Consider the following 11,724-nt stretch of genomic DNA (forward strand, 5'->3'; position numbering starts at 1 on the left):
CACGGCCGGCGCGGCGCCGCAACGCGGCCGCGCCGGCCTTTGCTCCCGTTTTTACCGATTTATGCCGACTCACCCGCTGGTATTCCATTCCTCGCCGGACCAGACGATCGCCTGGCGCGACGGCGCGCCCGTCACCGTGCGCGCGTTCGTCGCCGACGTCGCACGCGTGGCCGCCGCGCTGCCCGCCGGCGTGCACGTGTTCAACGTGTGCCGCGACCGCTACCGTTTCGCGGTCAGCCTGTGCGCGGCGCTCGTCGCCGGCAAGATCAGCCTGCTGCCGTCGACGCATACGCCGGAAATGGTCCGCCAGCTCGCGTCCTTCGCGCCCGATGCGTTCTGCCTGCACGACGCGCCCGACTGCGCGATCGACCTGCCGCGCTTCGCGTATCCCGACGCCGCGCCCGGCGACTTCGCGGACGATGCGCCGTTCACCGTGCCGCGGATCGATGCGGCGCGGATCATGGCCTACGTGTTCACCTCGGGCTCGACCGGCGCGCCGGTGCCGCACCGCAAGACCTGGGGCTTCCTGGTCGGCTGCGTACGCGCGGCGGCCGATCGCCTCGGGCTGCTCGACGGCCGCGCGGCCACGCTGATCGGCACGGTGCCCGCGCAGCACATGTACGGCTTCGAGTCGACGGTGCTGCTCGCGCTGATCGGCGGCCTCGCGTTCAGCAACCGCCAGCCGTTCTACCCGATCGACATTCGCGACGAACTCGACGCGATCCCGCAGCCGCGCGTGCTCGTCACGTCGCCGATCCACCTGCGCGCGCTGCTGTCGGCCGGCCATGCGCTGCCACGCGCGGCGCTCGTGCTGTCGGCCACCGCACCGCTGTCGGAAAAACTCGCGTGCGAAGCGGAGACCGCGCTCGACGCGCCGCTCGTCGAAATCTACGGCAGCACCGAGACCGGCCAGATCGCGACCCGCCGCACGTCGCAAGGCGCGGCGTGGCAATTGTTCCCGGGCATCCAGCTCGACGCGCGCGACGAACCGGCAAGCGATGGCACGGGCGACGACAGCGGCCCGACCGTCTGGGTGTCGGGCGGACACGTCGAGGCGCCCGTGCCGATGGGCGATGCGCTCGAACTGCTCAGCGACGGCCGGTTCCTGCTGCACGGGCGCAAGGCGGACCTCGTCAACATCGCCGGCAAGCGCACGTCGCTCGCGTACCTGAACCATCAGCTCAACGCGATTCCGGCAGTGATCGACGGCGTGTTCTTCATGCCCGACGAAGCCGCACCGGCGCACGCCGACACGGATCTCGAACCGGTCACGCGCCTGGTCGCGCTCGTCGTTGCGCCGACGCTCGCCGCCGCCGATCTGCAGCGCGCGCTGCGCGAGCGGATCGATCCCGCGTTCATGCCGCGCCCGCTCGTGTTCGTCGACGCGCTGCCTCGCAACGAAACAGGCAAGCTGCCGCGCGACGTGCTTGCCGCGCTGGTTGCGCGACACGCGCGCGCCACGGCCGCGCCGATGCCCGCACCCGTCGCACCCGCCGCGGTAGACACGCCCGCGCCCTCGCTCGCGTTCACGATTCCCGTCGACCATCCGGCGCTGCCCGGCCACTTCCCCGGCCATCCGGTCGTACCGGGGGTCGTGCTGCTCGATCACGCGATCCACGCGATCGGCGCAGCGCTGATCCGTCCGCTGCACGCGTGGCGGCTCGGGTCCGCGAAATTCCTGAGCCCGGTCGCCCCCGGCGAACCGCTCGATCTCGCGTTCGATACCGCAGCCAGCGGCGCGATCCGCTTCACGCTGCGTGCCGGCTCGCGCGAAGTCGCGACCGGCGTGCTGTCGGCGCCGCCGGCCGCGCAGGACGGCTCGCAGCCATGAAGCGCACCGCATGGGCCGAACGCCAGGAGCGCAGCAATGCGGGCTTGCTGCGCGCGATGACGTGGATCTCGCTGCGCTTCGGCCGGCAGCGCGCGCGCATCGTGCTGCATCTGATCGCGACGTATTTCGTGCTGTTCTCGCCGGTCGCGTGCGCGGCGTCGCGCGACTACCTGCGTCGCGTGCTCGGCCGCCCCGCGCGCTGGCGCGACGTGTACCGCCACGTGTTCACCTTCGCGGCGACGATCCACGACCGCATCTACCTGATGAACGGGCGCTTCGACCTGTTCGACATCCGGCTGCACGGCGAAACGCTCGTCGACGACGCGCTCGCGGGCGGACGCGGCGCGTTCCTGATGGGCGCGCACCTCGGCAGTTTCGAGGTCGTGCGCGCGATCGGCCGCACGCATCCGGACCTGCGCGTGGTCGTCACGATGTACGAGAAGAACGCGCGCAAGATCAACGCGACGCTCGCCGCGGTGAATCCCGCCGCGACGCCGGAAGTGATCCCGCTCGGACAGGTCGACTCGATGCTGAAGGTGCGCGAGCGCCTCGACGCGAACTGCATGATCGGCATGCTCGCCGACCGCACGCTGCTCGACGACGCGGCCGCGTCGCTGCGGCGGCTGCCGCTGCTCGGCGCGCCGGCCGCGTTCCCGCTCGGGCCGCTGTACATGGCCGCGATGCTGCGGCGCCCGGTGATCTTCATGACGGGCCTCTATCGCGACGGCAATCGCTACGATGTGCACTTCGAGACGCTCGCCGATTTCTCCGACGTGCGGCGGGACGCGCGCGCGGCGGCCGTCGACGCGGCACTCGCGCGCTACGTCGCGCTGCTCGACCAGTACTGCCGCGCGGCACCGTACAACTGGTTCAACTATTTCGATTTCTGGCACGGCGGCGATGCCGCGGCCGCGCGCCGCGACGCTGCGCACGCCGGTGCCGACCTGCCCGCCACGAGGGATTCCGACGCATGACCGCCGTTCGCCGCTTCCTGTTCCTGCCGCTGGTTCCGTTCCCGCCCGCGCTGGGTCGTGCCGTCCGCACGCTCCGCGTCGCCGCGACCGCTGCCGCGATCGTGCTGGCCATGCCCGCACACGCGGCCGACACGGGGTCGGCCTGGAACCTCGACCGGCTGATGGCGACGCTCGCGCAGCACAAGTCGGGACGCGCGACGTTCATCGAGACGAAGTACCTGTCGATCGCCACGCAGCCGGTCGAATCGTCCGGCGAACTCGTGTTCGTCGCGCCCGACCATCTCGAGAAGCACACGCTGAGCCCGAAGCCCGAACACCTCGTGGTCGACGGCGACATGCTCACCGTCGAGCGCAACAACCGCAAGTACACGCTCGCGCTCGCGCGCTATCCGGAACTCGGCGCGTTCATCGACAGCATCCGCGCGACGCTCGCCGGCAACCGCTTCGCGCTCGAACAGGTCTACAAGGTCGCGCTTGCCGGGCGCGGCGACGACTGGACGCTGACGCTCACGCCGCTCGACTCGCGGATGCTGAAGGTCGTCAGCACGATCACGCTCGACGGCACGCGCGACATGTTGCGCAGCGTCGCGATCCGGCAGGCCGACGGCGATCATTCGGTGATGCGCCTGCAACCCGTACCGGCGACCCCGAACTGATGGACCAGCGCACTCGGCCCTCGCCCGTCATCCGCCGCCTGCACGCGTTGCGACAGCGCGCGGTGCTCGTGTGGCTGCTCGCGCTCGTCGCGTGCGGGGTGGCGATCGGGCGCGCGCACTTCACGGCCGACCTGTCCGCGTTCCTGCCGAGCGCGCCGAGCGCCGGGCAGCGCGTGCTCGTCGACCAGTTGCGCGACGGCATCGTGTCGCGGCTGATCCTTGTCGCGATCGACGGCGGCGACGCAAGCACGCGCGCCACGCTGTCGCGACGCGTCGCCGGTGCGCTGCGCGCCGATCCGCAGTTCGCGGCGGTTCACAACGGCGAAGCCGCGAACGACGCGCGCGACCGGCAATTCATCTTCGATCACCGTTACCTGCTGAGCCCGGCGGTCACGCCGCAGCGCTTCAGCGCCGACGGCCTGCACCAGGCGCTCGGCGACAGCCTCGACCTGCTGAGTTCGTCGGCCGGCCTCGTGGCCAAGGCGATGCTGCCGCGCGACCCGACCGGCGAAGTCGCCGCGCTCGTCGACCAGCTCGACAGCGCGGCGGAACCGGCGAGCCGCGACGGCGTGTGGGCGTCGCGCGACGGCTCGCGCGCGGTGCTCGTCGTGCAGACGGCCGCCGCCGGCTCCGATACCGACGCGCAGGCCCGCGCGATCGACACGGTGCGCCGCGCGTTCGCCGCCGCGACGCAGGCCGTGCCGAACGCGGCCGCGACCACGCTCGCGATGACGGGTCCCGGCGTGTTCTCGGTCGACATGCGCGACACGATCCGGCACGACGTCGAACGGCTGTCGACGGCGAGCGTCGTGCTGATCGTCGCGCTGCTGCTGACGCTGTACCGCTCGCCGCGCACGCTCGCGCTCGGCTTGTTGCCGGTGCTGACGGGCGTCGCGGCCGGGATCGCGGCGGTCAGCGTCGCGTTCGGCACGGTCCACGGGCTGACACTCGGGTTCGGCACGACGCTGATCGGCGAAGCCGTCGACTACTCGATCTACCTGTTCGTGCAATCCGCGCAGGCCGGCACGCGCGGCGCCGCACGCCCGGCCGACGCGACGCGCGCCTGGGTCGCCGCGTACTGGCCGACGATCCGGCTCGGCGTGCTGACATCCGTGTGCGGGTTCGCGTCGATGCTGTTCTCCGGATTCCCGGGCCTCGTGCAGCTCGGGCTCTATTCGATCGTCGGGCTGACGGCCGCCGCGCTCGTCACGCGCTTCGTGCTGCCGCACCTGCGCGGCGAGCATGTCGCGATCCGCGACGTGTCGCGCGTCGGCGCCGTGCTCGCCCGCGCGGCCGACGCCGCGCCGCGGCTGCGCTGGCCGCTCGCCGTGCTCGTGCTTGCAGCCTGCGCGACGCTCGTGCTGCATCGCGACGGCCTGTGGAGCCGCGAGCTCGCCGCGCTCAGCCCCGTGCCGGCAGGTGCGCAGGCGCTCGACGCGCGGCTGCGTGCCGATGTCGGCGCGCCCGACGTGCGCTACCTCGTCGTGATTTCCGCGCCGACCGAACAGGCCGCGCTCGAACGCGCCGAACAGGTCGCCGCGCAATTGCAGCCGCTCGTCGACCGAGGCGCGCTCGCGGGCTTCGAAAGCCCCGCGCGCTACTTGCCGAGCGACGCCGCGCAGCGCGCACGCCAGGCGAGCCTGCCGGATGCGGACGCACTCGCCGCACGGATGCGCAACGCCGTCGCGAACCAGCCGATCGCGGTGAAGCCCGACCTCTTCGCGCCGTTCATCACCGACGTCGAGGCCGCGCACCACGCGCCGCTGCTCACGCGCACGGACTTGCGCGGCACGTCGATGGCGCTCGCCGTCGATGCACTGCTGACCGAACGCGCGGGCCGCTGGAGCGCGATGCTGCCGCTGCGCGCACCGGACGCCGCGCGCGGCGGACAACCGGCGTCGGGGCTCGATGCGGCGCCGATTCGCGCGGCCGTCGCCCGAGCGGGCGTACCCGATGCGCTGTTCGTCGACATGAAGGCCGAAGCCGATCGCCTGTACGTGAGCTACGTGCACGAGGACATCCGGCTGTCGCTCGCCGGTTTCGCGGCGATCGCCGTGCTGCTGCTGATCGCCTTGCGCTCGCCGCGCCGCGTCATGCACGCGCTCGCACCGCTCGTCGCGGCCGTGCTGGTCGTGACGGCAGGTTTCGCGCTCGCCGGCGTGCAGCTGACGATCCTGCACCTCGTCGGCATGCTGCTGATCGTCGCGGTCGGCTCGAACTACGCGCTGTTCTTCTGCAAGCGCGACGACGCGCAGCCCATCACGCCTTACACGCTCGTGTCGCTGCTGATCGCGAACCTCGCGACGGTCGCCGGCTTCGGGTTGCTGGCGCTGTCGCGCGTGCCGCTGCTCGAAACCTTCGGGCTGACCGTCGGCCCCGGCGCGATGCTCGCGCTCGCGTTCGCGGCGATTCTGGCGCCACGCGCCGCGGCGAATGCACGTCGTCAAGGAGGCCCGGCATGAACGCACCGTCGTCCGTTCCGCCGCGCCAGCCCGACCAATCCGGCGTGCGCCGCTGGAAACCGACGCCGCTGATCGCGGGCACGGCCGCGCTGCATGCGGGCGCGGCCGCCGCCGTCGTCGCGCAGCCAGCCGCGTGGCCGTGGGCCGTCGGCGGCGTGGTCGCATCGCATCTCGCGCTGACCGCCGCCGGCCTGTGGCCGCGCAGCACGCTGCTCGGCCCGAACTGGACGCGCCTGCCGGCCGGCGCCGGCCGCCGGATCGCACTGACGATCGACGACGGCCCGGATCCGGAGGTCACGCCACGCGTGCTCGACCTGCTCGAACGCTACGACGCGCGCGCGACGTTCTTCTGCATCGGCGATCTGGCGCGCCGTCACCCGCGGTGGATCGAAGCGATCGTCGCACGCGGTCACTCGGTCGAGAACCACAGCCAGCGACACCGGCACACGTTCTCGCTGTCGGGGCCCGGCGCGCTGCGGCGCGAGATCGCGGCCGCGCAGCAGACGCTGACCGAGATCGCCGGCACGCGCCCGCTGTTCTTCCGCGCGCCGGCCGGCCTGCGCAATCCGTTTCTCGAACCGGTGCTGTGCGAGCTCGGCCTGCAACTGGCGAGCTGGACCCGGCGCGGCTTCGACACGCGCGCGCGCGATGCCGCGACCGTCACGCGCCGCCTGCTGCACGGCCTCGACGCGCGCGACATCCTGCTCGTGCACGACGGTCACGCGGCGCGCGACACACGCGGCGAACCGGTCGTGCTCGACGTGCTGCAGGCCGTGCTGCGCGCGGCCGCCGACGCGCAGTTGCACTGGACCACGTTGCGCGCGGCGCTCGCGCCCGAACCGCCCGGCCAGCCGGGCGTTCCGGCACCCCCGTTTGATAAAATCTGACCGCGAACGGCGCGCGTGCCAGCCCTGCTGCGGCGCCCGTTCCGGCCACCGGATGCGACCCTCGTGAAACCTCTCCTGCTCTCGCACTTCACCGCCACCAGCTGCATCGGCCGCGGCCTCGATGCGACCCTCGACGCGCTGCGCCACGCCCGCGGCGGGCTCGCGCCGTGCGACTTCGAGCGCGCGGATCTCGACACGTGGATCGGTGCGGTGGACGATGTCGATGCGCAGCCCGTGCGCGCGGACCTCGCCGACTTCGAATGCCGCAACAACCGCCTCGCGCAGCTCGGTCTCGTGCAGGACGGCTTCGACGCAGGCGTCGCGGCGGCGGTGGCGCGTTACGGCGCGGCGCGCGTCGGCGTGTTCGTCGGCACGAGCACGGCCGGCATCCTCGAGACCGAACGTGCGTACCAGCGCCGCGATCCGGCGAGCGGCGCACTGCCCGCCGACTTCCGCTACGCGCACACCCACAACCCGTATTCACCGGCCGCATTCGTGCGCGCGTATTTCGCGCTGCGCGGGCCGGCGATGGCGATCTCGTCCGCGTGTTCGTCCGGCGCGAAAGTGTTCGGCTCCGCGCGCCGCATGATCGAAGCCGGGTTGATCGACGCGGCCGTCGTCGGCGGCGTCGATTCGCTGTGCCTGACGACGCTGTACGGCTTCAATTCGCTCGAACTGCTGTCGCGCCGGCCGTGCCGGCCGTTCGACGTCGCGCGCGACGGCATCTCGATCGGCGAGGCCGCCGCGTTCGCGCTCGTCGAGCGCATGCCCGCCCCGCCCGTCACGCTCGACGGCAACGCGATCCTGCTGCTCGGCATCGGCGAATCGAGCGACGCGCATCACATGTCGTCGCCGCATCCGGAAGGGCTCGGCGCGCGCGTCGCGATCGAGCAGGCGCTCGCGTCCGCCGGCCTCGGCGCGAACGACATCGACTACGTGAACCTGCACGGCACCGCGACACCGAGCAACGACGCGGCCGAAAGCCGTGCGGTCGGCGCGCTGTTCGCCCGCACGCCGTGCAGCTCGACGAAGGGCGCGACCGGCCACACGCTCGGCGCGGCGGGTGCGCTCGAAGCGGTCGTCGCCGCGCTCGCGCTGCGCGAGCAATTCGTGCCGGCCGGCGTCAACACGACGCAACCCGATCCGGCCCTCGCCGCCGACTACGTGCTCGCGAGCCGCGATACGCGCGTGCGCGCCGCCCTTTCCAATTCGTTCGGCTTCGGCGGCACGAATTGCAGCCTGATCCTCGGCCGCGCCGACCACGCACGCCGTTGAGGCCCGACATGACACTCACCGCCTTCATCGAAAGCATCGGCCTCGTCGGGCCGGGATTGAACGACTGGCCGCACGCGGCCGACGTGCTCGCGGGCCGCGCGGCCTATGCGAACGCACGCACCGAGCTGCCGCCGCCCGCCGGCCTGCCGTCGGCCGAACGGCGCCGCACGGGCCCCGTCGTGCGCGTCGCGCTCGCGGTCGGCCACGAGGCGGTGGCCGCGAGCGGACGCGATGCCGCGACGCTCGCGACCGTGTTCAGCGCGTCCGGCGGCGATGGCCAGAACTGCCACGCGATCTGCGAAACCCTCGCCGGCGACGATCGCCAGTTGTCGCCGACGCGTTTCCACAACTCCGTGCACAACGCACCGGCCGGTTACTGGAGCATCGCGACCCGCGCGATGGCGACGTCGAACGTGCTGTGCGCGCACGACGGCAGTTTTGCCGCCGGCCTGCTCGAAAGCCTATGCCAGGTCGCCGTCGATCGCGTGCCGACCCTGCTGATCGCGTACGACACCGATTACCCGGAACCGCTGCACGCGGTGCGGCCGATTGGCGACGCGTTCGGCGTCGCGCTCGTGCTCGCACCCGAAGCGAGCGAGCGCACGCTCGCCCGCATCGATGCGCAGCTCACCGACGCGCCCGCCACGGCACTCGCGAACGCCGAGCTCGACGCGCTGCGCACCGGCAATCCGGCCGCACGCGTGCTGCCGCTGCTCGATGCGCTTGCCGCGCGGCGTTCGGCGCGCGTCGTGCTCGACTACCTGTCCGACACGCGCGTGCAGGTCGACATCGCGATGCCGGACACCTTCGCGGAGCACGCGCGATGACCGCCACGATCGCACCGACGCCGCCGCTCGACCATGCGTGGATCGCCGCGCACATTCCGCACGGCGGCGCGATGTGCATGCTCGACACGGTCGATGCGTGGGACGCCGCGCGCATCAGCTGCACCGCGACGAGCCACCGCGATCCGCACAACCCGCTGCGCTCGCACGGCCGGCTCGCGTCGGTCTGCGGAATCGAATACGCGGCACAGGCGATGGCCGTGCACGGCGCGCTGCTCGGTGCGCAGGAAGCGCGCCCGCGCGTCGGTTATCTCGCGAGCGTGCGCAACGTCGACGCGTTCGTCGACCGGCTCGACACGTTCGACCTGCCGCTCACCGTCGACGCGGAACGCGTGAGCGGCGACGGCCGCTCGGTGCTGTACGGCTTCGCGCTGCGCTGCGGCGCTCGCGTGCTGCTGTCCGGCCGTGCCGCGGTGATGCTCGACGCATCGTCGGCCGGCACGTTTTCCCCGACGCCCGCCGGCAATACACATCCTCGATGAATACGCCTACTCAAGGAAACCAGGTCGTGAAAGTTCGTCAATTCATTGGTACCGCGCTCGTTCTGGCGCTGATCAGCCCGATCGCGCATGCGGACATGTCGGAAGTGAAGCAGGACATCAAGCGCGATTCGAAGGAAGCCGCGCACAAGACCGGCGAGGCGGCACGCAGCTTCGGCCATGCGACCGCGAGCGCCGCGAAGGCGGTCGGGCACGGTGTCGCACACGCGTCGCGCGAAGGTTGGGATGCCACCAAGCGCACGACCAAGCGGGTCTTCCACAAGAACGACTCGGGCGAGTCGGGTGGAAAGAGCGAAAAGAGCGATTGAGCACGCGCCATCGCACGCATCACCGACTGCATGTGCGCGATGCATGACCGTGCCCAACCGTGACACCGCAATACCGCGATACCGCCGCCGTCAACGCGCGCCGCGGCGGGCCGGCCCCGCGGGCCTGCGCGCGATGCACTTGCCGTACGCGACGAGCCAGCAGTCGCGATGATCGAAGTTCCGCAGCAGCCGCGCGCGGCGCCGCTCGAGCCAATAGAGTGAGATCATCATCGTCAGCGCGACGGCCAGTGCCGCGCCGCCGATCGCGAGTCCTATCCAGGTATCGCCCATGCCTTCTCCGGAATGCGAGACCGAAGCGGTACGTCTGCCGCCGCTCCGGCACTGGATCTAGCGGAACGCGGCCCGGCATGTGCGCGAACGCCGTCCGGGCCGCCACGCGTCAATGCATGTGCTGGCCGCCGTTGATCGCGATGTTGGAGCCCGTCACGAAGCCGGCCTCCTCCGAGCACAGGTACGCGACCAGCGCCGCGACTTCCTCGGGCTTGCCGAGCCGGCCCGCCGGGATCTGCGGGAGGATCTTCGTGTCGAGGATCTCCTGCGGAATCGCGGTGACCATCTTCGTCGCGAGGTAACCCGGCGACACCGTGTTCACCGTCACGCCCTTGCGCGCGATCTCGAGCGCGAGCGATTTCGTGAAGCCGTGCATGCCGGCCTTCGCGGCCGCGTAGTTGGTCTGGCCGACCGAGCCCTTCGAGCCGTTCACCGACGAGATGTTGACGATGCGACCCCAGCCGCGCTCGACCATGCTTTCGCAGACGGGCTTCGTCATGTTGAACACGGAGTCGAGGTTCGTGCGGATCACCGCATCCCAGTTGACCTTGTCGAGCTTGCGCAGCGTCATGTCGCGCGTGATGCCCGCGTTGTTCACGAGAATGTCGACCGGGCCGACGTCCCGCACGATCTTCTCGATGCATTGCTGGCACGAATCGTGATCGGCCACGTCCACCGGGTACGCATGGAACTCGCGGCCGGCCGCGTGCATCTCGGTCAGCCAGCGGTCCGCGCCGGTGTTGTTCGGCGAATACGTGACGACTACCCGGTGGCCCGCGTCGTTCAACCTGATGCTGACCGCTTCGCCGAGGCCGCCCATTCCACCTGTCACAACTGCAATTCGCTTAGTCATCCTATAAATTACCGACAAAAAAGTAATCGATGAAAGCGGGGCGACGGCGTCGTACATGCTGCCGCCCCACCGCTACGATGCGCAGCCGCCCGCGTCGCGGGCGCGGCACGCACCGGAACCTCGCGCTTGTTGTTGGCTGCTTGTCGTGCGCGAAACCGCTTCGCGCGGATACCGCGCTTGCCGGCGCCGCATCCGCGTGATGTCGTCAGACCCTGCTCAGACGCGCTCGACCGCGAGCGCGACGCCCATCCCGCCGCCGATGCACAGCGACGCCAGCCCGCGCTTCGCATCGCGCTTGGCCATCTCGTGCAGCAGCGTCACCAGAATCCGGCAGCCCGACGCGCCGATCGGATGACCGATCGCGATCGCGCCGCCGTTCACGTTCACCTTCGACGTGTCCCAGCCCATCTGCTTGTGCACCGCCAGCGCCTGCGCCGCGAACGCCTCGTTGATCTCCATCAGGTCCAGGTCGCCCGGCGTCCAGCCCGCGCGCTCCAGGCAACGGCGCGAGGCCGGCACCGGGCCCATGCCCATCACGCTCGGATCCACGCCCGCGTTCGCGTATGCCTTGATCCGCGCCAGCGGCGTCAGACCCAGCGCCGCCGCCTTCTGCGCCGACATCACCAGCACCGCCGCCGCACCGTCGTTCAGGCCCGACGCGTTCGCCGCCGTCACCGAACCGTCCTTCGAGAACGCCGGCTTCAGCCCCGCCAGCGATTCCGCCGTCACGCCGTGACGCACGAACTCGTCGGTCGCGAACTGCAGCGGCTCGCCCTTGCGTTGCGGGATCGACACCGGCACGATCTCGTCGTTGAAGCGGCCGGCCTTCTGCGCCGCTTCCG

Annotated in this window: 12 protein-coding genes; 9 read left to right on the forward strand and 3 right to left on the reverse strand. The window is 71.3% G+C overall.

Going from position 1 to position 11,724, the window contains the following annotated elements:
- Positions 1-61 precede the first annotated feature (61 nt).
- From VL15_RS01820 to VL15_RS01860, 9 genes are all read left to right on the forward strand, one after another.
- The gene (locus VL15_RS01820) at positions 62-1,831 is read left to right on the forward strand and encodes an acyl-CoA synthetase family protein (RefSeq protein WP_048242779.1); all 1,770 of its coding nucleotides are present in this window, start codon (positions 62-64) and stop codon (positions 1,829-1,831) included.
- Positions 1,828-2,805: an acyl-CoA synthetase gene (locus tag VL15_RS01825; RefSeq protein WP_048242780.1), complete on the forward strand. Its 978-nt coding sequence runs from the start codon at positions 1,828-1,830 to the stop codon at positions 2,803-2,805. The genes VL15_RS01820 and VL15_RS01825 overlap by 4 nt, the downstream gene beginning before the upstream one ends.
- Positions 2,802-3,461, forward strand: a complete 660-nt coding sequence (locus VL15_RS01830) for an outer membrane lipoprotein carrier protein LolA (protein WP_048242781.1) — start codon at positions 2,802-2,804, stop codon at positions 3,459-3,461. Before VL15_RS01825 ends, VL15_RS01830 begins: the two co-directional genes overlap by 4 nt.
- On the forward strand, positions 3,461-5,923 hold the full coding sequence (locus VL15_RS01835) for an MMPL family transporter (protein WP_048242782.1): 2,463 nt from the start codon (positions 3,461-3,463) through the stop codon (positions 5,921-5,923). The genes VL15_RS01830 and VL15_RS01835 overlap by 1 nt, the downstream gene beginning before the upstream one ends.
- Entirely contained in the window at positions 5,920-6,810 is an 891-nt protein-coding gene (locus VL15_RS01840; protein WP_048242783.1) for a polysaccharide deacetylase family protein, read from the forward strand. Before VL15_RS01835 ends, VL15_RS01840 begins: the two co-directional genes overlap by 4 nt.
- Positions 6,811-6,873: 63 nt before the next feature.
- Positions 6,874-8,085, forward strand: coding sequence for a beta-ketoacyl-[acyl-carrier-protein] synthase family protein (locus VL15_RS01845; RefSeq protein WP_048242784.1), 1,212 nt, complete (start codon positions 6,874-6,876; stop codon positions 8,083-8,085).
- An 8-nt stretch (positions 8,086-8,093) separates the two neighbouring features.
- Positions 8,094-8,912 carry a beta-ketoacyl synthase chain length factor gene (locus tag VL15_RS01850; protein WP_048242786.1) on the forward strand — a complete coding sequence of 273 codons (819 nt, stop codon included), beginning with the start codon at positions 8,094-8,096 and terminating at the stop codon, positions 8,910-8,912.
- Positions 8,909-9,412, forward strand: coding sequence for a hotdog family protein (locus VL15_RS01855; RefSeq protein ID WP_048242787.1), 504 nt, complete (start codon positions 8,909-8,911; stop codon positions 9,410-9,412). Before VL15_RS01850 ends, VL15_RS01855 begins: the two co-directional genes overlap by 4 nt.
- A 26-nt stretch (positions 9,413-9,438) precedes the next feature.
- Entirely contained in the window at positions 9,439-9,738 is a 300-nt protein-coding gene (locus tag VL15_RS01860) for a hypothetical protein (protein ID WP_419188648.1), read from the forward strand.
- 90 nt (positions 9,739-9,828) lie between these two features.
- On the opposite strand, the gene VL15_RS01865 is transcribed toward VL15_RS01860, so the two are convergent.
- The 3 genes from VL15_RS01865 to VL15_RS01875 all read right to left on the reverse strand — a co-directional run.
- A complete protein-coding gene (locus VL15_RS01865) occupies positions 9,829-10,029 on the reverse strand; it encodes a hypothetical protein (RefSeq protein WP_048242789.1) in 201 nt (66 codons plus the stop codon).
- Positions 10,030-10,138: 109 nt separating this feature from the next.
- Positions 10,139-10,882, reverse strand: coding sequence for an acetoacetyl-CoA reductase (gene phbB, locus VL15_RS01870; RefSeq protein WP_048242790.1), 744 nt, complete (start codon positions 10,880-10,882; stop codon positions 10,139-10,141).
- Between the two features lie 216 nt (positions 10,883-11,098).
- Positions 11,099-11,724, reverse strand: a 626-nt coding sequence (locus VL15_RS01875; protein ID WP_048242791.1) for an acetyl-CoA C-acyltransferase, incomplete at its 5' end; no start/stop codon positions are given.

This window comes from Burkholderia cepacia (assembly GCF_001039005.1).
In the GTDB taxonomy this organism is placed as follows: Bacteria; Pseudomonadota; Gammaproteobacteria; order Burkholderiales; family Burkholderiaceae; genus Burkholderia; species Burkholderia theae.